Origin of the sequence: Streptomyces sp. CA-135486 (assembly GCF_050936555.1) — a bacterium.
Taxonomy (GTDB): Bacteria; Actinomycetota; Actinomycetes; order Streptomycetales; family Streptomycetaceae; genus Streptomyces.
The window spans coordinates 3,242,503-3,263,520 of the sequence record NZ_JBNJMM010000002.1 but is presented as its reverse complement, the minus strand read 5'-3'; the positions used below and the strand labels follow the sequence as shown (position 1 = coordinate 3,263,520).

Sequence of the window (21,018 nt, the reverse complement as noted above, 5' to 3'; positions counted from 1 at the left end):
GAACTGCCGTCTGATGCCGTGCACTTCGACGCTAGGCCCGACCCACAACCGAGTCAATGGTGTATCGAAACAACCTTGAATCGAAACAACGTTGACTCGCATCTTGCCATCAGAGCGGCCCGGACCGCGGGCCCACCGCGCACGCGACAACGAAGTGGCCCCCGACAGTGCCGCTTTGGAAGTGCCAGCCCGGTGCGGCCGGACAGCGCCAGACAGTGGTACCCCGGCCCACCGACCGCGGCCGGAAGGACACACTCGAGAAGTCCAGTCCCAGCCCGATGCCCAAGGCCTTCGCATACGCCTCCTTGAGCGTCCACAGACGTACGAGCATGCGATTGCGATCGGCGTACGGGAGCATGCGCAGCGCGGCGAGCTCCTGCGGATGGCAGACCTTCTCCGGCAGCCCCGGCGTGAGCAGCGACCGGTCCCGCTCCTCCACATCCACACCGATCCGGCGCCCTCTGGCGACACCCACCAGCAGCAGACCGGCTGTGTGACTGATACCGCCGTCGAAGCCGGCCGGCACGCGTACGCCGGGGCGCCCGCCCGCGCCCCGCTCCAGCATCACGTTCGCCGGATCGGTGCCGCCCGCGGCGGCGACGGCGCGGCGCAACAGCAGCCGGGAGCCGAACAGCCGCGCCCGCGACATGGGTTCACGCGTCGCCCGATACCTCGGCCAGTCCGCGCCCAGTAGTTCACGCGCGGGTGTGCACGGGGCGGACGCCCAGTCGGCCAGCCGTCCGTGACACACCGCGTACCCATGCCGCCGCACGCTCTCCCCGACCGCAGCCCAGTTCCCGGAATCGGGCAGGAGGGGGCCGGCAGAGATGGGCACCGCGCCTCGTTCCACCACCGCCACCCTCCCCTCGTCCTCACGTGGGTTGCGCCTACACCGCGTCACATCAGAGCGGCACCGCGTGCCAACACGTGGCGTACTCGAGTGCGCACCCACTGTTTTAGCGCCTTCGGGCGACGCCGTCCGGGGAACGTCGGACCTGCGACGTGCGCATCAAGCCCGGCTTTACGCCTCCTTTTCACCGCTCTCCAACGATGGGGCCAACGGATGGCACTTGGTGCCGTACGGGCTCTATCCCGTACCGCGAAGCAACCGACAGCGATCGACAGGGGATGAGATGCGCAGGACCTTGACGGACGCCGTACGCGCCGGCGTGGAACAGCACCCCGAGCGCCTCGCGTTCGTGTACCTGCACGAAGACGACCGCATCATGCGGCCCGAGCGGCTCACCTATGCGGAACTGGACCGCCGCGCCCGCCTCGTGGCCACTCGTCTGCGCGAGGCGTCAAAGAAGGGCGACGCACGCCCGGTACTGCTGCTCTACCCGCCCACACTGGACTTCGTCAGCGCGTTCCTCGGCTGCTTCTACGCAGGGCGCACGGCGATCCCCGCGCCGCTGCCCGATGAGCCGGGCGAGCGGCTCGCCCGCGTGAGCGGCATCCTGCGCGATGCCTCGGTGGGCGCGGTGCTGACGCTTCCCGAGCACCGTCAGGCTCTCTCCGCCTGGCTGGCCGCCTCCGGAGAACAGGAGGTGGCATGTCTCGCGGCCGGTGGCGACTTCGACGGGGACCCCGACGCCTGGTTCCCGCCGCAGATCCGCGACCAGGACGTGGCCTTCCTTCAGTACAGCTCGGGCTCCACCAGCACGCCCAAGGGAGTCATGGTCACGCACGCAAATCTGACTGCCAATCAGGAAGCCATCCGGCGGGCCATGGACACCCAGCAGGGCGTCGTCGCAGGCAGCTGGCTGCCGCTCTACCACGACATGGGCCTGATCGGGATGACCCTGCACCCTCTGTGGATGGGCGGTACGAGCGTCCAGATGTCACCCATCTCCTTCATCAAACAGCCGCACCGCTGGCTGCGCATGATTCACGACTACCAGGTCGAGGGCACCGCGTCGCCCAACTTCGGCTACGAGCTGTGCACCCGCCGGACCACCGAGGAACAGTCCACCGGGCTCGATCTGTCCAGCCTGCGAGTGGCTCTCAACGGAGCGGAACCGGTCCGTGCCGACACGATCCGGGCCTTCACCGCCCGTTTCGCGGCGAACGGGTTGCGCCCCGAGGCCATGCTCCCCTGCTACGGCCTGGCCGAGAACACACTGCTGGTCTCCGGAGGCGACACCGCCAGGCAGCATGTCGAACTGACCGTGGACGCCCACTGCCTGGAGCAGGACGAGCTGCAGCCCGCACGAGACGGTCGGGCGACCAGGACGCTCATCGGCTGCGGCCGCCCCGTGGGCACCGAAGTACTCCTCGTGGACCCGATGACCCTGGAGGTCCTGCCGGAATCCCGGGTCGGCGAGATATGGCTGCGCGGCACGTCGGTGGCCGCCGGCTACTGGAACCGCCCCGAGGCGACCGCCGAGTCCTTCCAGGCGTCAACAGCGGACGGGCGCACCGGGTACTTCCGCACCGGCGACCTCGGCGCCCTGCTCGGCGGGGAGTTGTTTGTCACCGGGCGGATCAAGGAGATGCTCATCCACCACGGCCGCAACCTCTACCCGCAGGACATCGAGCATGCCGTGCAGGACTCGGGACCGGCCTTCCGCAAGGGCGGAGGCGCCGTGTTCACCGTCTCCGGCAGCGAGGCCGAACGCGACCACGTGGTCGTGGTGCAGGAAATCCGCCCGCACGCCTACGACGAGCCGGACCTGCCGGGACTCGCCGTGTCGGTACGGGAGTTGGTGAGCCGCCAGTTCCAGCTGCCGGCCGCGAACGTGGTCCTGGTGCGCCCGGGTGTGATCCGCAAGACGACCAGCGGCAAGACACAGCGCACTCTCATGCGGCAGCTCTTCCTCGACGGCGCTCTGCCCGCCCTGCACCAACGTCTGGAACAACCGGTCGCGGCCCTGATCGACGGCGGCGCCGACGGCAGCCCCGAGACAGCCTCGCTCGCCGCCCCCGGCCGCTGAGACCCGAACCCCCAAGGGAGAGGTACGCCATGCCCATCGCCCCCGAAACCCGTACCGAGAATCTGGACCTCGTGCTGCCGGACCTGACCGCATCGGAGCTCGAGCAGTGGCTCACCGATCGCGTGGCCTTCCATCTGCACCGGCCCGCCGAAGAGATCGACCCGGACACGCCGCTCGCGGACTACGGCATCGACTCGGTCGCGGCCATCGGTATCTGCGGCGAGATAGAGGCACGCCACCAGCTGTCGGTCTCCGCGACGATCGCCTATGACTTCCCCACGGTCCGTGCGATCAGTACGCACCTCGCCGAACGCCTCGGCGGCGAAGCCGGAGCGGCGTCATGACCGAGCGCGAACCGGTCGCGGTCGTCGGCCTCGACTGCCGCTTCCCCGGTGCCCGCGACGCCAAGGAGTTCTGGGAACTCCTCATGGAAGGCCGGGACGGCACCCTTCGTATCCCGGAACAGCGCTGGGACGCGGACCGTTACTATTCGGCGCCCCCGACCGGTCCCGTCGGTACGTCCGAGGCGCGGCCGCCCGGCCGCAGCAACACCGTGCGCGGCGGCTTCCTCGACGATCCGGACTCCTTCGACCCCCAGTTCTTCGGCATCGCTCCGCGGGAGGCGGCCGCCATGGACCCGCAGCAGCGGCTGCTGCTGCAGTGCTCCTGGCGCGCCATCGAGGACGCGACGGTCCCGCCCGAGGATCTGGCCGGCAGCAACACCGGAGTGTTCGTCGGAGTCATGGCCAACGAGTGGGCGTATCTGCAGCTGTCGGACTACGACAGGATCACCGCCCGCTACGGCTCCGGCAACGGCTACTTCATGGGCGCCAACCGGGTCTCGTACCACCTCGACCTCAAAGGCCCCAGCCTGGCGGTGGACACGGCCTGCTCGTCCTCACTGGTCGCCGTCCATCTCGCGGCCGGCGCACTGCGCACGGGCGACTGCGACTACGCGCTCGCGGCGGGCACCAACCTGATCATGACGCCCGTCATCAACATCTTCTACTCCCAGGCGGGCCTCTCGGCGCCCGACGGACGGTGCAAGCCCTTCAGCGCCTCGGCCGACGGCATCGGACGGGCCGAGGGCGTCGCGGTCCTCGTACTGCGCCGCCTCAGTGACGCCCTGGCCGACCGCCAACCCGTGTACGCCGTATTGCGCGGCAGCGGGGTCAACCAGGACGGACGCAGCAATGGGATCACCGCCCCCAACCGGTGGGCCCAGCAGCAACTCATCGAGAGGGTCTGGCAGTCGGCCGAGGTCACCGCGGACGACATCCAGTTCATCGAGGCGCACGGCACCGGCACCCTCCTCGGCGACATGATGGAGGCGCAGGCGCTCGGTCACCTGACCACCGGCCGCAGCGGCGGGAGCATCGCCCTGGGCTCGGTCAAGAGCAACTTCGGCCACGCGGAGGGAGCGGCCGGGATCGCCGGGTTCGTCAAGTCGGTGCTCGCCCTGCAGCACCGGACGGTGCCGCCCAGCCGATTCGCCGAGAACGAAAACCCCAAGCTCCAGCTGTCCGAGCGACGGCTGTCGCTGCTCAAGTCCCCGCTGCGGCTTCCGTCCGGCACTGTGCACGCCGCCGTCAGCAGCTTCGGTATGGGCGGCACCAACGCGCACGCGGTCCTGTCCTCCGCGCCTCGCTCGGCGCACCCATCAGGTGGCAGGGCACCGGGGGTGTTCACCGTGTCCGCCCGCTCCGTGCGACAACTGCGCCCCAATCTGCTGGCCCAGGCCGAAGCCCTGGCCCGGGTGCCCGAGGACCGGCTGACGCAGCTGTGCTGGACCAGCAACCGGGTCAAGTCCCGGCTGCCGCACCGCGTGGCCGTCGCCGCCGCGAGTCTGCCCGAGCTGGTGGCCGGGCTTCGCGAGGAGGCGGAGCGCCCCCATGACGGCGGACCGGCCGGCAACGCCCGGAGGGCCGCACCCGCGGTGGCGTTCGCCTTCACCGGCCAGGGCGCACAGCACCCCCGTATGGCCGCTTCCTGGTACGCCTCGTCCCCCGTCTACGCGCGGCTGTTCGACGAGATCGACAAGATGCTCGCCGCCCACCTCGGGCTCTCGGTGCGCGACGCGGTGCTGGACGGCGACCCGGGCATCGACCGTACCGGCCTGGCGCAGCCGGCCCTGTTCGCCGTGGAGTACGCGATGGCGGGCACCCTCGTCGAGGCCGGGATCAGGCCCTCGTTCGTCATCGGCCACAGCATCGGCGAGTTCGCCGCCGCCTGCACGGCCGGTGCGCTCGACGCCGCCGACGCCGCCAGGCTGGTCGCGCGCCGGGGTGCCCTGATGGAGGCACTCCCCGACGGCGGCGGCATGCTCGCCGTACCTCTCGGCCCGGACGGAGTGCAGGCACTGCTGGCTGAGCGTGCACAGCTGTGCGTTGCCGCGGTCAACGGGCCCGACAGCACAGTCGTTGCCGGCGATCTCACCGAACTCGAGGCGCTGCGCGCCACTTTGGACGAACAGAGCATTGCCTCGCGCCCGCTGACGGTCTCGCACGCCTTCCACTCGCCGCTGATGCAGCCGGTCGTGGAGGACTTCCGCCGCGAGGCCGACGTGCCGGTGCACCGGCCCACCGTGCCTTTCTTCTCGACCCTGCACGGCCGCCGGCTGGCCGACGACGAGGTCATGGACGCGGACTACTGGGCGCAGCAGATCACCGCGCCGGTACGGTTCGCCGACGCGGCGGCCGGGTTGTTCGCCGCCGGAGCCACCCACATCGTGGAAATCGGCCCGCGCGCCGCACTCACCCCGCTGCTCGCCCGGCTGAAGCCGGCCACCGGCCACCCGGTGAGCTGCCACGCCGCCCACCCCGGACACCGCGCGCCACAGCACCGGATGCACCAGCTCTTCGGGGAGCTGTGGTGCGCCGGACTCACCCCCGACTGGGACGCGCTGTACCAGGATTCGGCCCGGGTGCCGCGCCGTCTGCCGCCGTACGTCTTCGACAACACCTTTCGCGCCTGGCGCACTGCCGACGCCCCCGAACTGACCGTGTCCACACCCCTCTCAATGGACGCGGCAGCCGCGGTACCGCCCACGGCGGATCGCGGAGAATCGTGCCCGCCGACCCTCCCCGGTGACCCCCCGCACCTCGTGGCTGAGGTGACGCACCGTCTGGTATGCCGGGTCGGCGGGCACGAACCGTCTCAGGTACACAGCCGTTCACGCCTGCACGAGGACCTCGGCTTCGACTCGATCCAGGTGATGGAGCTCAAGACCCGTATCGAGAACGAACTCCCGCAGGTCGGCACTCTCCCGATCGAGGAGCTGCTCGCGAGCCTGGAAACGGTGGGCGACCTCACCGGCTATCTGCGCGACCGTCTCCAGACACCGTCCGCACCGGAAGGAACGCGCTCATGACCGTACCCACAGCGCATCTGGCTTCGGTCGGCACCTGTCTGCCGGGAGAACCCGTCGACAACGCGACACTGGCCAAGCTCGTCGGCATCGACGAGCAGTGGGCCGAGATGCTCATCGGCAACACCAGCAGGTACTTCGCCGTCGATCTCGCGACCGGTCACGTGCGGCACAGCCTCACCGACATCGCCACGACCGCCGCGGACCGGGCCCTTGCCCAGGCGGGCCTGGACCCCGGCGACATCGACTGCATCGTGATGGGCACCGCCACTCCGGACCAGCTGATGCCCGCCACCGTGAACCTCGTCGCGGACCGGCTGGGCATCGACAACGTCCCCACCTACCAGCTCCAGTCCGGCTGCGCCGGGGCCGTTCAGGCACTCGATGTGGCCCGCACCCTGCTGCTCGCCGGACGCTGTACGACCGTGCTGGTGATCGGCGGCGATGTGTGTGCCAAACATCTGGAGACGGACTTCGACCCCGGCTCCCGCACCTCCGCCGAACTCGTCAACTATGTGCTCTTCGGCGACGGAGCAGGTGCCGCCGTGCTCAGCACCGAGTCCTTCGGGCAGCGCATCGAGATCCGTCAGGTGCTCAACCGGTTGGTGGGCCTCGGCAAGAAGCCGGGACAGGTCATCGACTGGTTCGGCCTCGCCGACCGGCACACGGACCGGACGGTGGTCTCCGAGGACTACAAGGCCATCGAAGCGGCGGTGCCGGCCCTGGCCTCGCAGATGTTCTGGGAACTCCTCGCCGACCTGGGCTGGACGGCCGACCAGGTGAACTACCTGCTCCCGCCCCAGCTCTCCGGCCGGATGAGCGACCGGATCTCCGAGGGGATGCCGGCCCCCGGCGCCCGGCGCATCAATGTCGTACGCACCGTCGGCAACAACGGCAACGCCCTCCCGTTCCTCCAGCTCGCCGAGCTCACCGAGCAGTGGCAGGGGCCCGGACGCGCCGTCACGATCGCCGTCGAATCGAGCAAGTGGATCAAGTCCGGCATCGCCTTGGAGCGCACATGACCACGACGGAACACACCGCTGTCGTCGCCACCACCGTTGTCGCCGGCACGGGCGACAGCGGTGCATGGCAGGATCCCTCGGCGCTGCGCACATTGCGCGGCCTGTACGCCGACGGCCGACTGGAGGCGGAGTACGGATCCGTCCGCACCCTGCTCGCCCGTATGCCGCAGGGCGATCTGCCGGCGGCGGGCCAGCTGCTGGCCCGCCTCGACCGGGAGGCGATCCACCGGCACCACCCCGATCTGCCGGTTGTCACCGTCGCCGTCACCGGCCAGTCCACCGTCGCCCCGCTCACCGCCCCGCTCACCGCCGAACTCGCCCGGCACGGACTGGTGCTGGACCCGGTGGTGTCGCCCTACGGCTCGTATCTGCACGACCTGCTGAGTCCCGCGGCGCCCGGCGACGGTGCCGCGCAGCCCGCGCTCACGCTCTGCATCCTCGACCCGCACACGGTCTTCGAGGAGGTGGCCGTCCCCTGGACGGTCGAGGACGTCGAGGCCGCGGCCCGGCGCAAACTCGCGCTCCTCGTGGATGCCGTGCGCACCCACCAGGACAGCGGTCGGGGGCCCTTGGTACTCAACACCGTGCCGCTGCTGCACCGCCATGCGCACCAGCTGGTCGACCTGCGCTCGCGGGCCCGGCTCGGTGCCGTGTGGCGCGAGTTCAACAGCGGGTTGCTCGCTCTCGCCCACGAGCATCCCGGGCTGGTCGTCATCGACCTCGACCCGCTGGTGAGCCTCGGCACACCAGCGTACGAGCCGCGCACCGGCCTGTACGCCAGGGCCAGGCTGTCCGAGGGGCTGCTCGCCGACTACGCACGCGAGGCCGGCCATCTCGTCCTGGGCCGCCTGGGCAGAACCCGTAAATGCCTGGTACTGGATCTGGACGGCACGCTGTGGGGCGGAATCCTCGGCGAGGAGGGCCCGGACGGCATCGAGCTCGGCTCCGGGTTCCGCGGGGAGGCGTTCCTGGAGTTCCAGCGGGTGCTCGCCCAGCTCGGCTCGCAGGGCGTGCTGCTCGCCGTCAGCAGCAAGAACGACGCGGGCGCGGTGCGCGAGGCGCTGCGCGACCATCCCGCGATGCGGCTGCGCGAGGACGACTTCGTCTGCGTCAACGCCAACTGGTCGGCCAAGCACGACAATCTGCGCGACATCGCCGAGCGGCTGGGCCTCGGCCTGGACAGTTTCGTCTTCGTCGACGACAGCCTCTTCGAATGCGGCCTGGTCAGGGAGCAGCTGCCCGAGGTCGCGGTGATCCACGTCGACGAGGAGCCCGCCCTGCACCCGACCGCGCTGCTCGCCGACGGCTGGTTCAATCTGCACCGGCTCACCGAGGAGGACCGCGAGCGGGCGGGCCGCTACCGTACGGAAACCCGGCGGCAGGAGTTCCGCGAGGACGTCGGCTCCTACCAGGACTATCTGGACGGCCTCGGGATCGAGGTCACCGTACGGCCGCTTTCCCCGGCGGAGGTTCCGCGCGTCTCCCAACTCACCCTGCGCACCAACCAGTTCCATCTCGCCACCGAGCGCCTGCCGGTGCCGCAGGTGCTCGAGTGGGCCGAACAGCCCGGCGCCGACGTGCTCGTGGTCTGCGCCGGCGACCGGTTCGGCGACCACGGCCTGGTCGGCGCGGTGTTTCTGCGCCGCGAGGGCGAGGAACTGCGCATCCACAACTATGTGCTGAGCTGCCGGGTGTTCTCACGGGGCATCGAGAGCGCGTGCCTGAGCGCGGTGCTCGAACACGCCCGCGACACCGGCGCCCGCAGCGCGACCGCCCGCTATCTGCCCACGCCCAGGAACGCCGCCTTCGCCTCCTTCTACACCGATCACGGCTTCGTCCCCGCCGGTCCTGACCCCTACCAACCCGAGGGCGCGTTCTTCCGGCACGACCTGCGCGACCTCGCCCCCGCCCCCGCCCATCTGCGACTGCACACCGCCCTCGTAGGAGAGTGAACATGAGCACCGCAATCGCCGACCCCTCGCAGTTCTGCACGCTCCTGGGGGAGGAACTCGGCTTCCACGTCACGCCCGAGGACCTCGACCGTCCGTTGGACGACGTACACGAGTGGGACTCGGTGCATCTGCTGCGCCTGGTCACCGTCCTGGAGAGCGTCACCGGCCGGCGCATCCCGGTGGCCGAACTGCTGGAGGCCGCCACCTTCCGCCAGATGTACGACGTGGTGGCCCGCGCATGACAACGGTCACCGCGACGCCGGCCTGCCTCGTCCGGGCACCCCGCGAGGGCATCCCACTGCGGCTGTTCTGCTTCCACCACGCGGGCGGCGGCGCCTCTTTCTTCGCCCCGTGGCGCGACCGGGTGCCACCCGAAGTGGACGTCGTGCCAGTGCAGTTGCCCGGTCGCGAGTCCCGCTTCCGGGAACGCCGTTTCCGCGATGCCGGGCGGCTGGCCGAGTCTCTTGAGGGCGAACTCGCCCCGTGGCTGGACCGGCCGTACGCCGTCTACGGCCACAGCATGGGCGCCCTCGTGGCCTTCGCCCTGGTGGCGGCCCGGATGCGGGGCGGTGGCCGGGCACCGCGGACGCTGTACGTCGGCGCCTACGGCGCCCCGCATCTCACTCCCCCACTGCCGCCGGCCGACCGGTACGCGGACGCGGACCTCGCCCGTTTCCTGGTGGACGTCGGAGGGCTGAACCCTCAGTTCCTCGGCCGGGACGACTGGCTGCAGGCCCTGCTGCCCATCATCCGGGACGACTTGCGCATCTGTGCCAGCCACCGGCGGGCGGGGCTGCCGGATCCGGACGACGAGGTGGCGCGGCTGCCGCTCGACATCCATGCCTTCGCGGGTCAGGACGATCCGCTGGTGGACGCGGAGGCCGTGCGGTCCTGGGAGCGGTACGCCCGGCGCTTTCGGATGTCCACGGTGCCGGGCGGCCATTTCTTCCCGCGCGAACAACCCGCGCCGTTCTTCGACGTACTCAACCGCTCCCTGGCGGAACTGATCACCGAGCCGGGCGGACGACGCGCGGAACCCGCGTGATCCGGCGGGCGATCTCCTCGGCGTTCTTCTCGTACATCGTGCGCTGGTCCTGGATGCCGGGCATGACCCACAGCGGGCGGGCCGAACCGTCCGCGAAGGCGAGGCCGTCGGTGTCGGGCCGCAGCCCCGTCACGGTCAGTGCGAACGGTTCGAGGTAGTCGATCTCGTTTGCGGACGTGAGCCGGAAGGGGCGGTCGTGGCCGGGGTAGATGACGTCGGCCAGCTCGACGACACGTTCGATGCTGCGCGTTGCCAGCTCGGCGTCCCAGAAGACCAGGGGATTGTGGCGGGTCTGGGCGACATAGGCGAAGTGCAGTGCGTCACCGGTGATGGCACTGCGCCCGGCGTCGGTGTCCACGAGCACCCCGATGCTGCCGGGCGAATGCCCCGGCAGACCGATGGCGGTGACGCCGGGGATGATCTCCTCCCCGTCCGCGATCTCGCGGACGGGGAGCTGTTCGAGCAGCAGCCCGGTCCAAGCGGGGGTTGCCCAGTCGTTGGTGTGCGGCGTGTGCGCGTACCGGCGTTCGTCGGCGTGGATCAGCAGGGTCGCGTGCGGGAACAGATCGATGTTCTGTACGTGGTCCCAGTGGGCGTGGGTGAGCACCACGGTGTCGATGTCCGCCGCCGTGAGCTGCCGGGCGGCGAGCGCGTCCCAGAGATGGGGCCTCCGCCCGACGTGTGCGGCGTCGACGAGGATGTTGCGTACCCGTCCCGCGGAGTCGGCCCCCCGGACCAGGAACACTCCGCAGAAGGCGGGATAGCCCTGGTCGGTGTCGATGGCGAAGCCGGGCAGGAGAATGTCGATCGTCGGCATGGAACTCCCTTTTCGCTGGCTGGTGTCGATGCGTGCGCCCCTCGCGTCCACGGCGAGGTCAGTGGTCCGGCGCGCCGGGGACGGCAGCACGGAGCGCTTCGAGGCTCCCGGGATTCACGAGCGTGGACAGATCTCCGGGCGGGAGGCCGGTGACACAGTCGCGGATGAGCCGCCGCATCACCTTTCCGCTGCGGGTCCTGGGCAGTTCGGGCAGAGGGACCACGCGGTCGGGCCGGAAGGCGTGACCGAGCGCGTCGGCCACGCGCGCGCGGATGCGTTCGGCGTCAGCCGCGTCCAGCGCCCCGTGCGAGGGGACCACGAAGCACCAGACGACTTCCCCCTTGATGCGGTGCGGGACCCCGACGGCCGCGGCCTCGGCCACTGCCGGGTCCCCGAGTACGGCCTCTTCGACCTCGGCGGGTCCGAGCCGCTTGCCTGCCACCTTGATGATGTCGTCCAACCGGCCGTGCAGGAACCACTCGTCGCCGACGCGGGACGCGAGGTCACCGTGGGACCACCGGCCGGGCCGGCGGCTGAAGTACGTACGGGCGAAACGCTCCGGCGCCCGCCAGAGCCCTCGGGTCATCCCCGGCCAGGAGTGCCGGACCACGAGCTCTCCCAGTTCTCCCCGGGCGACCTCCTCTCCGTCCGCGTCCACGACGGCGGCATCGATGCCCAGGCAGGGACCGGCGAAGCTGCAGGGCGACTGCGGCACCGTGGGCGAGGAGCCGAGCAGTGAGCCGCCGACCTCCGTGCCTCCGCTGATGTTGATCACGGGGCAGCGCCGGCCGCCGAGTTCGGCGAAGTACCACTGCCACGCGTCCTCGGTCCAGGGTTCCCCCGTGGAGCCCAGGATCCTCAGTCGGGAGGGGCCGGCCGGGACCACGCCGCGCGCCATCATCGTCCGCGACAGACTGGGCGAACTGCCGAAGACCGTGACCCGTTGCTCGTCGAGCAGCCGCCACAGCCTGGCGGGGTCGGGGTGGTCGATCGCGCCTTCGTACGTCAGAACGGACGCGCCCGCAAGGGTGCAGCCGATGGCGACGAGCGGAAACATGATCCAGCCGGGGTCGGTGACCCAGAAGGCCACATCGTCCGGCCGGACGTCGAGGTTGAAGCGGACCTCCGAGCCGACCTGCAACGGAAAGCCGCCGTGGGTGTGGACCGCGCCCTTGGGCCGTCCCGTGGTGCCGGACGTGTGCATGAGGAGGAAGGGGGCGCTGCCGGGAAGCGAGAGCATCCCGGCGGGCTCCGCCGCGGCCAGCCGGTTCCACGTCGTCGTCACCGGACGGGCCGAAGACATCCCTTCTGCCGAATCGTCGGCCAACTCTCCTGTGACGACGACGAGATGGCATACGGCCGGTACCTTCTCCGCCGCGGTACGGGCGAGGGCCTCCATGTCGTGCCGGGCGCCGCGCCGGGTCGTGGTGGCAGCCGTGACGAGCACCCGCGCCTCGGCGTCGGCGAGCCGTACGGCAAGCGCCTCGGAGCCGAAGCCGGAGAACATCGGCACCAGTACGGCTCCGATCCGGGCGCAGGCGAAGAGCAGCACAAAGGCTTCGGGACCGGGCGGCAGATATCCCGCCACCCGGTCCCCCTTCCCCACCCCCAGGCCGCGCAGTCCGCCGGCGATCCGGGCACTGAGCTGCGCCACCTCGCCGTAGCCGAGCCGGCCCCCGGTCCCGTCCTCGCGCTCCCAGCGCAGTGCGACGGCGTCGGCACGCCCTTGCCGCACATGGCGTTCGAGGCAGGAGTCGACGAGATTGGTGCGCCCGCCCGGGAACCAGCGCGTGGTGGCGATCCCGCCGCGGTCGTCGCAGGTGCGCTGGGGACGGGTGTGCCAGACGATGCCGATGTCACCGGCGGCCTGGGACCAGTACCACTCCGGATCGGCGACGGAACGGGCGTGCAGTTCGCGGTAGCCGTCGATGCCGTGGGCGCGGCAGAACGCGGCGACATTGCTGTGCTCGGTCAACTCACGGCTCGGGGACCAGACATACTCGCCCATCAGGCACCTGCCGGGTTCTCGATCAGTGCGGCAATGCCCTGACCGCCGCCGATGCACAGGGCGATCACGCCGAACTGCCCGCCGGTACGGCGCAGTTCATGCGCGGCCTTGAGCAGCAGGATGGTGCCCGTGGCGCCGATGGGATGCCCGAGCGCGATCGCCCCGCCGTTCGGATTCACCCGGTCGGGATCGAGTTTGAGGTCGTCCACCACGGCGAGGACCTGGGCGGCGAAGGCCTCGTTGAGCTCGATCACCGAGATGTCGTCGAGGGTGAGGCCGGCGCGCTGCAGCAGCTTCCCGATGGCTCCGGCGGGCGCGAATCCCATGATCTCCGGTTCCAGGGCCGTCACGACCGTGTCGCGCAGCCAGCACAAGGGGGCTGCGCCGGGGGCGAGATCTGCTCCGCGCATCAGGACCACGGCGGCGGCACCGTCGTTGATCCCGGCCGAGTTCCCCGCGGTGACCGTGCCGTCCTCGGCGAACGCGGGGGCGAGCGCCGCGAGTGTCACCGCCGTCGTGCCGGGGCGCGGGTGTTCGTCCTGCTCGACCGCGCCGTCCGGAGTGATGATGGGCACGATCTGGCCGGCGAAGCGCCCCTCCGCGAGAGCCACGGCTGCCCGGCGCTGACTCTCGGCGGCCCATCGGTCCTGGCGGTGCCGGGAGATGGCGAACCGGTCGGCCACGCATTCCCCGGTCAGGCCCATCGGGCCGTGCCCGAACGGGTCGGTGACGAGCGAGAGGGTGCCGTCGATCCGGGGCTCCCCAAGGAGTTCATCGGGCGCCCGCTCGCTGTAGTCGAGCAGCGGCTGACGGGTCATCGACTCGTTGCCCCCGGCCACCATGGTCTCGGCCTCGCCGAGGGCGAGCGTCTGCGCGGCCGACCAGACGGCCTGAAGTCCGGACCCGCACAGCCGGTTGACGTTGTACGCACGGACCTGGACCGGCAGCCCGGCCAGGAGCGCGGCGCGCCGGGCGTTGAACGCGTCCGGCCCCACTTGCCCCACACAGCCCATGACCACTTCATCGACGGCGTGCAGGTCGACGCGCGCGCGAAGCAGCGCTTCCTGGATCACCAGGGCGCCGAGCTGGTGGGCGGGGACGGAACGCAGCGCGCCCTTGTACCGCCCCACGGGCGTACGAGCTCCCTGGACGACAGCGATGTCGGGCAGCATCAGATCTCACTCCTTCGCTGTGGCACGTATCAAGAGGGCATCCCTGTCGGGCCGGATGAGCAGCATCGAGACCACACCGCCGGCGATCAGCAGCAGGGCCGCGACGTCGAATGCCCGCCCGTACCCCAGCGCCTCGTTCGGCGCCGCGTCGATGATCCGGCCGGTGACGTACGGCGCGAGCAGACTGGAAAGGGCGGCGAGTGCGTAGGACAGGCCCAGGGCGGCGCTGCGTCGTCCGGGCGGACAGATGTCCGCGATGGCCGAGTTGGTCAGCGGTGTCTGCCCGTTGCCGGCGGAGAACGCCACCACCAGCAGCGGCAGCAGGAGCGCGGCGGGCCCCACCCGGGTGGTCAGCAGCAGACAGGCCCCGGCGAGCAGCGGCAGTACCGCGCCCACCAGGCCCTGGGCGACGCGGGCGGTGCTGCCTCGGCGCAGCAGCCGCTGGGCGAAGGCCCCGGCCGCGAGGACGAGGACAGCCATCGACAGGGCGGGCAACCCGACAATCCCGCTGATCTCCGCATCGCTGAACCCCGCCTGTTCCTCCAGGAACAGCGGCAGCCAGGCGAAGCCGAGGGCCAGGGTCCACATCACGGTGAAGGCGGAGAACGTGGCCCCGAGCCAGGTCCCGCTGGTGACGATCCGCCGGAAAGGCGTCTCACCGGCGGCCGCGCGCCGTGATGCCCCGGACGGGGCATCCGAGACCGGGACGACCGGGGCATCCACGACCGGGGCGGCGCCGAGCCGAGCGGCATAGGGCCCGCTTCCGCCGAGCCGCAGCCAGACGATCACCCACAGAATCCCCAGCGCGCCGAGCAGACCGAACGCGGCACGCCACCCAAGGGTGTTGCTGACCAGGATGACGAGCGGGGCTGCCACCACGGTGCCGCCCGCGCCCCCGGCGACCACCACGGCCGAGGGCAGCGAACGCTCCTTCTCCGGAAACCAGGTGAACGCCGTGTAGTTGGCCAGGGGATACCCCGGTCCCTCGCCCGCGCCGAGCACCACACGAGTGGCGACGAGGGCGCCGAAGCCCGCCGCGGGGAGCAGAATCGGCAGCTGCGCCGCGGCCCAGACCAGTGCGAGCGCGGCAAGCAGCGGCCGGGTGCGGATCCGGTCGCCGAGAAAGCCGACCCCGATGGCCGAGAGGCTGAACAGCAGATAGAAGCTACTGGCGACAGCCCCGAACTCGCTGGCGGTGAGGCCCAGATCGTCCCTGACCGGGTCCGCGGTGAGGCCGAGGACCGCCTTGTCCGCCGCGTTGATCACGATGAACAGTGCCAGGACGACCAGGACGGTACGGGCGCGCCGACGGGTGTCGACGGCCGCGCCGTCGGGGGGCGCATCGGCTTCGAGTGTCATCCTGCGCCCAGCCGCTCGTCCAGCCAGTCGAAGACCCGCTGATGGAAGCGCAGGGCCGCGCCTTCCTGGCAGTGCTCCCCGGCGCCCTCGGCCGCGGAGAAGAGCATGAGCTCCTTCTGCGAGCGCAGTGCGCCGTGGACTCGTTCGGCTTCGCCCTGCCAGACGAGATCGTTCTCGGCGTCGAGCACGAGCGTCGGGCAGGCGATGCGCTCGGCGACACCGTCGAGTTGGTACGGAGCGCAGGCGCGCAGGGCTTCGGCCGGCGACTTGGCGCCGAAGACCCACATACCGTGCTGCAGGAACCACCGGGCCTCAGTGCTCTGGGCCATGGTGAGCTGGAGAGGGGGCCCGGCCACCTCGTCGCGGCCGTCCGCGATCCATTCGGCGAGGAAGGGCGGTAAGGCCCTCAGGAGGAGTTCGTAGAAGTCGTAGATCCCGTTGTGCAGAACGCAGGCTGCGATGCGCTGCTCGAAGGCGGCGGCCCGGGCGGCGAGAAGTCCGCCGAGGCTTGTGCCGAAGAGCACCAGCTGCGCGGCATCCACTTCGGGCAGGGTCAGCGCGTGGTCCACCACCGGCGTGAGGACCTTCTCCCAGTCGGGCCGGAAGATCAGTCCCTGTTCGCGTCGTACCGACTGCTGGCCGGGCCCTTCGAAGGCGAGCACGTTGAACCCCCGGCGCAGTGCGCCCGCGCCGACCATGAAGTAGAGCTCCTCCAATGTGGAGTCGTACCCGCCGTGGTGGATCAGGGTCGGCCGGGGCTCGTCCGACGGCCCGGAGAGGAACAGATATCCCGGCAGGGTGGTGCCCTCGTACGGGATCTCCTGGCGCTTCGCCGGGATGTCGAACAGCTCGACGGCCCGGGCGAAGGACCTGCGTGACTGCCGGGCGAGGCGAGCCGACTCGGGATCGTTGTCCCGGTCCGCCACGCGGAAGAAGTCGGCGGTCCGGTAGTAGTTCGAGGCACGCAGCAGGGCTTCGCGCGCACTCACCCAGTGGCCGGCGTTGCGGGCTTCGACGCCGATCCGGTGCAGCCGTTCCGCGGTGGCCGCCCACTCACGACACCACGCCGCCTCGTCACCGTCGGCGATGTTCTGGCAGGTGACCAGCACCTCGCCGAGATCGGCGCCCCCGTACGCGGCGTGGCCCGCCGTCCGCAGCGCCTGAAAGGAGAACGCCTTGTCGTCGAAAAGGAACTTCACCACGGACCCCCTCTCCCCAGAACGGAACGGAACCGTTCCGCCTCGTTGGCCGGAACGTACACCTGGCCATGACGGAACGCAACCGTTCCGTTCCGTGTTAATCTCCGATCATGGACATGAGCAGCGACAGCGATCTCGGTCGCCCCCGCACCGGCGCCGCCCTCCTGCGGGAGTCCGTCACCATGACGATCCGTCAGGCGATGTTCGATGAGCTGGCGGAGGCCGGGTACGCCCGGATGTCCATGGAGGCCGTGACCCGCCGCGCGGGCGTCGGCAAGGCCGCGCTCTACCGCCGCTGGCCCTCCAAGGAGGCGATGGTGGTGGGCCTGGTGTCCGAGGCGGCGGCCGAACACATCCCCACGACCACGGACACGGGGTCACTCCGCGGCGATGTCGAGAGGTTCGTCAAAGAGACCATGGACTCTCTGCGGCATCCGCTCGTGGGCAGGATCATCCCTGATCTGCTGGCCGAATCGGCTCGCAACAGCACCCTGCACGAGGCGCTCCATCTGGCGGTCCTCTCGCCCCGCCGTGCCGCGGTGTCGACACTCCTGCGCCGGGCGGCGGACCGTGGCGAACTGCCGTCCGACATCGACACAAGCCTCGCCATCGACCTGTTCGGCGCCCCTCTGTACTTCCGCATGCTGGCCGTCGGCGGGCCGACCGACGACGCGTACGTCAGTCGGCTCACCAACGCCATAGTGGCCGCCATCTCGGCCAGCCACTGAGACTCGCCGACCCGCGCGGCGGGCAGGCCAAGGGCCTTGGACCGGCGCGCCGGTCCAAGGCCCATCTGCGCTCCGGGCTCCGGGCTCCGGGCTACTGTGCCGCCGGCTCCAGGACGAAGACGGGGATCTCGCGCTCCGTCTTCTGCTGGTACGCGGCGTAGTCGGGGTACGCCTCGACCGCGCGCTTCCACCACAGGGCCTTCTCGTCCCCGGTCACCTCACGGGCCGTCAGGTCCTGGCGCACCGGGCCGTCCTGCAGTTCGACGTGCGGGTCGGCCACCACGTTGTGGTACCAGACGGGATGCTTGGGCGCGCCGCCCAGCGACGCGACCACCGCGTAGGTGCCGTCATGCTCCACGCGCATCAGCGGCGACTTGCGGATCTTGCCGCTCTTTGCGCCCTTGGTGGTCAGAACGATGACGGGCATGCCCCGCAACGTCGTCCCCTTGGTACCGCCTGAGCTCTCGTACAGCTCGACCTGGTTACGTACCCACTTCTCCGGGCTCGGCTCGTACTCACCCTCAAGAGGCATGATTTCCTTCCGTCCCATCGTCGATGACTCGTCGTCGAAGACGCTTGCCCCCTTCAACGTGCCGGGGCCGGGCAATCATCCCGCCGGGCGCTGATAGCGGAGCAGCACCGTCCGCGAGTCGAAGGTCCGGGACTCGACGAGCTCGAAAGTCAGTCGGCCCATGGGCTCCAGGAACAGCCGCCTGCCGCCACCGAGGACCACCGGGTGCACGACGATGTGGTACTCGTCGATCAGGCCGAGCTCGGTGAGGGCAGCCGGCAGGATCGAGCCGCCGCTGAGCAGCAGATCCTTGCCCGGGCTCTGCTTGAGGGCCGTGACCTCTTCGGCGAGGTTGTCGCGGATCACCCGGACATCCCCTTCGGGCTGCGGCAGCGACCTGGAGAAGACGATCTTCGGTGTGCGCCGCCACACGGGTGCGAAGGCAAGGTCGTGCGGATCGTTCGAGATCGCTTCGGCGTTGGGCCAGAAGCCGGACATCATCTCCCAGACAACGCGCCCGTACAGGAAGGTGTCGACCCGCTCGTGGAGGGCGTCGCCGTACGCAGCGAGGTCTGCTCCCAGCACCGGCCAGTCAAAGGCTCCGCCGGGACCGTCGATGTGTCCGTCGAGCGAGGTGTGGACCCAGTGAATGAGCTTTCGCATGGCCGTTCCTCCTGGTGCGCGGTGCGCCCCCGCGGGCGCCTTCACAGGTATGTCGAACGGGATCGCGCCCGATCGACACCCCGGCGGAAAAATCTTCTGCCAGGGGGCTGCAACGGCATTGCAACCTCGCCGGTGCTCTGCTGGCCGGATGACACAGTCCCCGCGCGTGGAGCTGACCCCGGCGGCCGCCGAGCTGTTGCGGCGGCTGCGGGCCGCTCATGGTCCTCTGATGTTCCACCAGTCGGGCGGCTGCTGCGACGGCAGCGCGCCCATGTGCTACCCGGACGGGGAGTTCCGCACGGGCGAGTCCGACGTCCTGCTCGAAAGCCTGTGGGTGGAGGGCCTCGACGAGGCGGTCTCGTTCTGGATGTCCAGGAGCCAGTACGAGCTGTGGAACCACACCCGTCTCGTCGTCGATGTCGTCGAGGGCAGGGGCAGCGGCTTCTCGCTGGAGGCGCCGGAGGGGGTGCGATTCCTGATCCGGTCCCATGTGGTCGACGGCTGATCGGCTTCGGCCGGAGAATGCCGAGCGTGCCTGACATGCTGGTGAGCGTGAACGTCCCCACCCGCGGCGCATGGCTGCGCGCCGGAATCAGCCGGAACGGCGGACCACTGCTGGAGAACGAGCACGTGGTCTGGCTGCAGATCGACGCCTATTACGCGGACAGCCGCGGCTTCGCCGGCGTCACGACGTACGAAGGCGGCGAGGTGCGCTTCCACCATGACGTCGGGGATCCCGGCGAGGATGTGGGAAGACTCGAGCCGTCGGATGCCGGGATGATCGAGACGGGTGTGAACCCGGACGGCAGTACGTTCCGCGAAGTGTGGACGCCGCTGCCGGACAGCGCAGGTGCCTGCGGATCCTGGCGCATGGGGACGGCTCAGATCGTCCGCGTCGGCAGGCATGTGGTGCATGTGGACGACGAGTGCGGCAGCTATTTCGAACTGCCCGCAGACGTCACGGCCTGAGGCTGCCGACCACGTTGGCGGTGGCAGCGATTCCTTCCTGGATGGTCGGCGCCATGCTGGTGCTCGCGAGATAGAACCCGAGCAGGGCGCAGACCACCGCATGGGAGAGCTTCAGCCCGCCGTTCCGCAGAAAGATCACTGCGAGAACCGTCAGCAGGAGCACCACCGAGATCGAAATGGCCATCGCCAACCTCCTCCGCCGCGCCGGGATTGCGGCATTCGGCGGTCAGTCTGGCGCAGCCGAGGCCCCGTACGGCCGACTGGCGTGTCCGCCGTACGGGTGCTCTCTGCCCGGGTTTCGGCCCTAACCGCGGTGGGACCGGAGGAAACGCTCGAGGCCGGCGAGATCGTCCGTGTTGATGTGGTCGACGCGGGCGGCGAGCAACTCGCTCCACAGGGCGTCACGGTCGGGACCGGCCGCGTCGGGGGTGGCCCAGAAGCGGACACGCTGACCATTGCCATGGGCCTCGTCGACGAGCGCATGCAGCTTCTCCCGTTCGGCGACCGGGAATTGGCCGGTACCGAGCCAGCTGAAGCTCTGCGTCCAGTTGCTGGAGATCAATGGGATGAACGAGGCGGGGGCGGCGGTGCCGAGGTCTTCGAGGCGCCCGTCGTAGAAGGCGTACCGCACGCGCTGCGCCTCCATGGGCGCGCGGGCGGCGCGGTCGCCGGAGATGACCGGGGTGACGGCGCCGAGGCGCACATGGCCGTACGCGTAGCTGCTGAGCATCCGCCGGTAGTGCCGCAGCTGGCGGTCGAGTTCGAGATAGGCGGCGACGCCGTCCGTCTTGATGTCGATCAGCAGCTGGACGGGCCGGTGGTAACCGCGGTGGATGGAGCCGTGGTTGGCCTTCACCCGGGCGAGCAGCGGGTCGAGGTAGAGCGAGCGCAGGGTGCGGGCCGGGTCGAGGTCCGCCGGTTCATGGGCGACGAGCAGTTCCCCGTCGACCAGGAATATGTCGGCCTCCACGCTGGTGAAGCCGTGCGACAGGGCGTCGTGCAGGGGCCGTTCATGCAGATAGTCGTTGTGGGCGTGGGCCCGGCGCAGCGGCCGTGGACCGCTGTGCCCGCCGTTCTTCTCGGCGGCCTGCGCGTAGGCGGGCGCGGCGATACTGCCGGCCAGTGCGGCGGCGATGGTGGTGACGGCTGTGCGGCGGGTGGTCAGCACGATGGCGCCTCCGGGCTCTGCGGGTCGGGAGGGACATCGGTGAGTATCCGTCCCGGGCGGCCCAATGGGCAGAGCAGCGCGAAGAGTTCGGCCATCCGTCACCCG

The 21,018-nt window shown here is 70.3% G+C and carries 20 protein-coding genes; 10 read left to right on the top strand and 10 right to left on the bottom strand.

Features of this window, described 5'->3' with window-relative positions:
- Window positions 1-109: 109 nt before the first annotated feature.
- Window positions 110-649, bottom strand: a complete 540-nt coding sequence (locus ACQEVG_RS34560) for a 4'-phosphopantetheinyl transferase family protein (RefSeq protein ID WP_432991275.1) — start codon at window positions 647-649, stop codon at window positions 110-112.
- A gap of 484 nt (window positions 650-1,133) precedes the next feature.
- Between ACQEVG_RS34560 and ACQEVG_RS34555 the strand changes: the two genes are divergently transcribed.
- The 7 genes from ACQEVG_RS34555 to ACQEVG_RS34525 are packed head-to-tail and all read left to right on the top strand — an operon-like array spanning window position 1,134 to window position 10,319.
- A complete protein-coding gene (locus ACQEVG_RS34555) occupies window positions 1,134-2,933 on the top strand; it encodes a fatty acyl-AMP ligase (RefSeq protein WP_432991273.1) in 1,800 nt (599 codons plus the stop codon).
- Between the two features lie 29 nt (window positions 2,934-2,962).
- Complete coding sequence (locus ACQEVG_RS34550; RefSeq protein ID WP_432991271.1) at window positions 2,963-3,277, top strand: acyl carrier protein; 315 nt, start codon at window positions 2,963-2,965, stop codon at window positions 3,275-3,277.
- Entirely contained in the window at window positions 3,274-6,303 is a 3,030-nt protein-coding gene (locus tag ACQEVG_RS34545) for a type I polyketide synthase (RefSeq protein ID WP_432991269.1), read from the top strand. Before ACQEVG_RS34550 ends, ACQEVG_RS34545 begins: the two co-directional genes overlap by 4 nt.
- Window positions 6,300-7,322 (top strand): 3-oxoacyl-ACP synthase III family protein, encoded by a 1,023-nt coding sequence (locus ACQEVG_RS34540; protein WP_432991267.1) that lies wholly within the window; start codon window positions 6,300-6,302, stop codon window positions 7,320-7,322. Before ACQEVG_RS34545 ends, ACQEVG_RS34540 begins: the two co-directional genes overlap by 4 nt.
- Window positions 7,319-9,274 carry an HAD-IIIC family phosphatase gene (locus tag ACQEVG_RS34535; RefSeq protein ID WP_432991265.1) on the top strand — a complete coding sequence of 652 codons (1,956 nt, stop codon included), beginning with the start codon at window positions 7,319-7,321 and terminating at the stop codon, window positions 9,272-9,274. Before ACQEVG_RS34540 ends, ACQEVG_RS34535 begins: the two co-directional genes overlap by 4 nt.
- 2 nt (window positions 9,275-9,276) lie before the next feature.
- Complete coding sequence (locus ACQEVG_RS34530; RefSeq protein ID WP_432991263.1) at window positions 9,277-9,516, top strand: acyl carrier protein; 240 nt, start codon at window positions 9,277-9,279, stop codon at window positions 9,514-9,516.
- Window positions 9,513-10,319, top strand: a complete 807-nt coding sequence (locus ACQEVG_RS34525) for a thioesterase II family protein (RefSeq protein ID WP_432991261.1) — start codon at window positions 9,513-9,515, stop codon at window positions 10,317-10,319. Before ACQEVG_RS34530 ends, ACQEVG_RS34525 begins: the two co-directional genes overlap by 4 nt.
- On the opposite strand, the gene ACQEVG_RS34520 is transcribed toward ACQEVG_RS34525, so the two are convergent.
- From ACQEVG_RS34520 to ACQEVG_RS34500, 5 genes are read right to left on the bottom strand one after another with little or no spacing between them, the layout of a single operon-like run.
- A complete protein-coding gene (locus tag ACQEVG_RS34520) occupies window positions 10,282-11,136 on the bottom strand; it encodes an MBL fold metallo-hydrolase (protein WP_432991259.1) in 855 nt (284 codons plus the stop codon). The genes ACQEVG_RS34525 and ACQEVG_RS34520 overlap by 38 nt on opposite strands.
- Before the next feature lie 58 nt (window positions 11,137-11,194).
- Window positions 11,195-13,144 (bottom strand): AMP-binding protein, encoded by a 1,950-nt coding sequence (locus ACQEVG_RS34515; RefSeq protein ID WP_432991257.1) that lies wholly within the window; start codon window positions 13,142-13,144, stop codon window positions 11,195-11,197.
- Window positions 13,144-14,316: a thiolase family protein gene (locus ACQEVG_RS34510; protein ID WP_432991255.1), complete on the bottom strand. Its 1,173-nt coding sequence runs from the start codon at window positions 14,314-14,316 to the stop codon at window positions 13,144-13,146. The genes ACQEVG_RS34515 and ACQEVG_RS34510 overlap by 1 nt, the downstream gene beginning before the upstream one ends.
- Before the next feature lie 6 nt (window positions 14,317-14,322).
- Entirely contained in the window at window positions 14,323-15,675 is a 1,353-nt protein-coding gene (locus ACQEVG_RS34505; protein ID WP_432991253.1) for an MFS transporter, read from the bottom strand.
- On the bottom strand, window positions 15,672-16,877 hold the full coding sequence (locus tag ACQEVG_RS34500; RefSeq protein ID WP_432991251.1) for an alpha/beta hydrolase family protein: 1,206 nt from the start codon (window positions 16,875-16,877) through the stop codon (window positions 15,672-15,674). Before ACQEVG_RS34500 ends, ACQEVG_RS34505 begins: the two co-directional genes overlap by 4 nt.
- 107 nt (window positions 16,878-16,984) lie before the next feature.
- Here ACQEVG_RS34500 and ACQEVG_RS34495 point away from each other — a divergent pair, with 107 nt between their 5' ends.
- A complete protein-coding gene (locus ACQEVG_RS34495; protein WP_432991249.1) occupies window positions 16,985-17,602 on the top strand; it encodes a TetR/AcrR family transcriptional regulator in 618 nt (205 codons plus the stop codon).
- Between the two features lie 91 nt (window positions 17,603-17,693).
- On the opposite strand, the gene ACQEVG_RS34490 is transcribed toward ACQEVG_RS34495, so the two are convergent.
- Both ACQEVG_RS34490 and ACQEVG_RS34485 read right to left on the bottom strand, forming a co-directional pair.
- On the bottom strand, window positions 17,694-18,134 hold the full coding sequence (locus ACQEVG_RS34490) for a nitroreductase family deazaflavin-dependent oxidoreductase (RefSeq protein WP_432991247.1): 441 nt from the start codon (window positions 18,132-18,134) through the stop codon (window positions 17,694-17,696).
- Window positions 18,135-18,209: 75 nt separating this feature from the next.
- A complete protein-coding gene (locus ACQEVG_RS34485) occupies window positions 18,210-18,776 on the bottom strand; it encodes a dihydrofolate reductase family protein (RefSeq protein ID WP_432991245.1) in 567 nt (188 codons plus the stop codon).
- Window positions 18,777-18,924: 148 nt separating this feature from the next.
- On the opposite strand from ACQEVG_RS34485, the gene ACQEVG_RS34480 reads away from it, so the two are divergent.
- Window positions 18,925-19,281 carry a DUF779 domain-containing protein gene (locus ACQEVG_RS34480; RefSeq protein ID WP_432991243.1) on the top strand — a complete coding sequence of 119 codons (357 nt, stop codon included), beginning with the start codon at window positions 18,925-18,927 and terminating at the stop codon, window positions 19,279-19,281.
- A gap of 26 nt (window positions 19,282-19,307) precedes the next feature.
- Window positions 19,308-19,745 carry a hypothetical protein gene (locus ACQEVG_RS34475; protein ID WP_432991241.1) on the top strand — a complete coding sequence of 146 codons (438 nt, stop codon included), beginning with the start codon at window positions 19,308-19,310 and terminating at the stop codon, window positions 19,743-19,745.
- Here ACQEVG_RS34475 and ACQEVG_RS34470 read toward each other — a convergent pair.
- Entirely contained in the window at window positions 19,735-19,929 is a 195-nt protein-coding gene (locus tag ACQEVG_RS34470; protein ID WP_360865410.1) for a hypothetical protein, read from the bottom strand. The genes ACQEVG_RS34475 and ACQEVG_RS34470 overlap by 11 nt on opposite strands.
- Before the next feature lie 120 nt (window positions 19,930-20,049).
- Entirely contained in the window at window positions 20,050-20,916 is an 867-nt protein-coding gene (locus ACQEVG_RS34465; protein WP_432993102.1) for a phosphatidylinositol-specific phospholipase C/glycerophosphodiester phosphodiesterase family protein, read from the bottom strand.
- Window positions 20,917-21,018 lie beyond the last annotated feature (102 nt).

What these genes read in the sequence shown, in the direction of transcription:
- ACQEVG_RS34515 (WP_432991257.1), bottom strand. Translation starts at nt 13,144, where the DNA reads ATGGGCGAGTATGTCTGGTCCCCGAGCCGTGAGTTGACCGAGCACAGC.
- ACQEVG_RS34505 (WP_432991253.1), bottom strand. Translation starts at nt 15,675, where the DNA reads ATGACACTCGAAGCCGATGCGCCCCCCGACGGCGCGGCCGTCGACACC.
- ACQEVG_RS34555 (WP_432991273.1), top strand. Translation starts at nt 1,134, where the DNA reads ATGCGCAGGACCTTGACGGACGCCGTACGCGCCGGCGTGGAACAGCAC.
- ACQEVG_RS34530 (WP_432991263.1), top strand. Translation starts at nt 9,277, where the DNA reads ATGAGCACCGCAATCGCCGACCCCTCGCAGTTCTGCACGCTCCTGGGG.
- ACQEVG_RS34470 (WP_360865410.1), bottom strand. Translation starts at nt 19,929, where the DNA reads ATGGCCATTTCGATCTCGGTGGTGCTCCTGCTGACGGTTCTCGCAGTG.
- ACQEVG_RS34540 (WP_432991267.1), top strand. Translation starts at nt 6,300, where the DNA reads ATGACCGTACCCACAGCGCATCTGGCTTCGGTCGGCACCTGTCTGCCG.
- ACQEVG_RS34510 (WP_432991255.1), bottom strand. Translation starts at nt 14,316, where the DNA reads ATGCTGCCCGACATCGCTGTCGTCCAGGGAGCTCGTACGCCCGTGGGG.
- ACQEVG_RS34535 (WP_432991265.1), top strand. Translation starts at nt 7,319, where the DNA reads ATGACCACGACGGAACACACCGCTGTCGTCGCCACCACCGTTGTCGCC.
- ACQEVG_RS34525 (WP_432991261.1), top strand. Translation starts at nt 9,513, where the DNA reads ATGACAACGGTCACCGCGACGCCGGCCTGCCTCGTCCGGGCACCCCGC.
- ACQEVG_RS34490 (WP_432991247.1), bottom strand. Translation starts at nt 18,134, where the DNA reads ATGCCTCTTGAGGGTGAGTACGAGCCGAGCCCGGAGAAGTGGGTACGT.
- ACQEVG_RS34560 (WP_432991275.1), bottom strand. Translation starts at nt 649, where the DNA reads ATGTCGCGGGCGCGGCTGTTCGGCTCCCGGCTGCTGTTGCGCCGCGCC.
- ACQEVG_RS34485 (WP_432991245.1), bottom strand. Translation starts at nt 18,776, where the DNA reads ATGCGAAAGCTCATTCACTGGGTCCACACCTCGCTCGACGGACACATC.
- ACQEVG_RS34520 (WP_432991259.1), bottom strand. Translation starts at nt 11,136, where the DNA reads ATGCCGACGATCGACATTCTCCTGCCCGGCTTCGCCATCGACACCGAC.
- ACQEVG_RS34545 (WP_432991269.1), top strand. Translation starts at nt 3,274, where the DNA reads ATGACCGAGCGCGAACCGGTCGCGGTCGTCGGCCTCGACTGCCGCTTC.
- ACQEVG_RS34480 (WP_432991243.1), top strand. Translation starts at nt 18,925, where the DNA reads ATGACACAGTCCCCGCGCGTGGAGCTGACCCCGGCGGCCGCCGAGCTG.
- ACQEVG_RS34495 (WP_432991249.1), top strand. Translation starts at nt 16,985, where the DNA reads ATGGACATGAGCAGCGACAGCGATCTCGGTCGCCCCCGCACCGGCGCC.
- ACQEVG_RS34550 (WP_432991271.1), top strand. Translation starts at nt 2,963, where the DNA reads ATGCCCATCGCCCCCGAAACCCGTACCGAGAATCTGGACCTCGTGCTG.